Annotated in this window: 1 protein-coding gene; it reads left to right on the forward strand. The window is 42.9% G+C overall.

Translation table 11 applies throughout. The annotated features are described in order from the left end of the window. The first annotated feature begins 75 nt into the window (after positions 1-75). Positions 76-1,107: an IS110 family transposase gene (locus AB6D58_RS24430; RefSeq protein ID WP_102321104.1), complete on the forward strand. Its 1,032-nt coding sequence runs from the start codon at positions 76-78 to the stop codon at positions 1,105-1,107. The last annotated feature ends 232 nt before the right edge of the window (positions 1,108-1,339 follow it).

A 1,339-nucleotide genomic window follows, 5' to 3' on the forward strand; every position in this document is an offset into this window, starting at 1 on the left:
AACGTGATGTATGGAATCCACTCCCTCCTTAGCAATCTAGACTTAGGAGTGTGAGAAAAAACCGAGGGTTCCAATATGTTGACTAAAAATGTTATCGCTATCGACTTAGCAAAAAATGTTCTTCAAGCCTGCCATATCAGCATTCATGGTGAGCTAATGTCCAATAAACCTCTGAGTCGCCAGAAGATGAAAGAGTTCTTGGCAAAGGCTAAGCCTTCGATTGTCGCCATGGAAGGTTGTTGCGGTTGCCATTACTGGGGGCAATTAGCAGAAAAACTTGGGCATGAAGTCCGAATCATTAACCCTAAGAAGGTGAAAGGATACCTAGAAGGTCATAAAACGGATCATAATGATGCTCTCGCCATCGCTAACGCCGCTATACAAATTGGTATCAAGTACAGTCGTCCAAAGTCATTGGAACAACAAGCTATGCATTCTTTAGAAACTAGCCGTAGATTCTTATCTCGTAGTGTTGTTTCCCTAGCTCTTCACATTAGAGGGACAATTTTGGGCTACGGGATAGCAAACCCTAGAGGTGAAAAAGGCTTAAAAGCGTCGGTTCAAACCGTGCTTGATGGCGATACACCAATACCCTCCAATGTCGTATCCGTTCTGTCGATGCTTTGGGAGCAATATAAAGAACTTAAAGCAAAACTCATCGCATTCGAAAAAGAGAAAAATGCTTTAACCCGTCAGATAGAGCCGTGCCAACGATTAATGGGCATTGAAGGGGTTGGTGAAACAACTGCTGCGATGCTCTATACAACTCTTGGTGATGGAAAGCAGTTCAAGAATGGAAGACAAGCTTCAGCATTTGTTGGTCTTACACCTAAACAGCACAGTTCAGGAGGCAAAGTTTTTATGATTGGGATCGATAAATGCGGTGGTGTGAAGGAGCTACGCTCGCTTCTTTATCTTGGCGCAATGTCATACGTTGGGCGACTACCCGAAAAACCGAAGACTCAGAAGGACGCTTGGTTGAGGAACATCATAGATCGTATCGGCTTCAAGAAGGCCTGCATTGCACTGGCTAACAAAGTGGTACGTACTGCGTGGGCAATGCTTCGGTATGAGACTGAATATAAACCAGTATTACTCACTCATTAATCACTACCAAATTTTTAAATTTTACAAAATGATGATGCATAAAAGGTAAGACCAACCTACTGAGAACCTGGCCATTCTGTCATGCTGTAAAAAGCTGCTAACGCGATAAGGACAGTAGGTGCGCAAAACATCAAAGGCTAGAGGGTAGCTCCTTCAATAAGAAGCCGAATATACGACCGCATCTTAACTTTTATTGCCAAAATCACTTTGTAAATACGTGGATTCCATATAC

Origin of the sequence: Vibrio sp. 10N.239.312.D08 (genome assembly GCF_041466145.1) — a bacterium.
Taxonomy (GTDB): Bacteria; Pseudomonadota; Gammaproteobacteria; order Enterobacterales; family Vibrionaceae; genus Vibrio; species Vibrio crassostreae_C.

Excerpts from the sequence above, each read along its gene's own strand:
- AB6D58_RS24430 (WP_102321104.1), top strand. The coding sequence starts at position 76 with ATGTTGACTAAAAATGTTATCGCTATCGACTTAGCAAAAAATGTTCTT.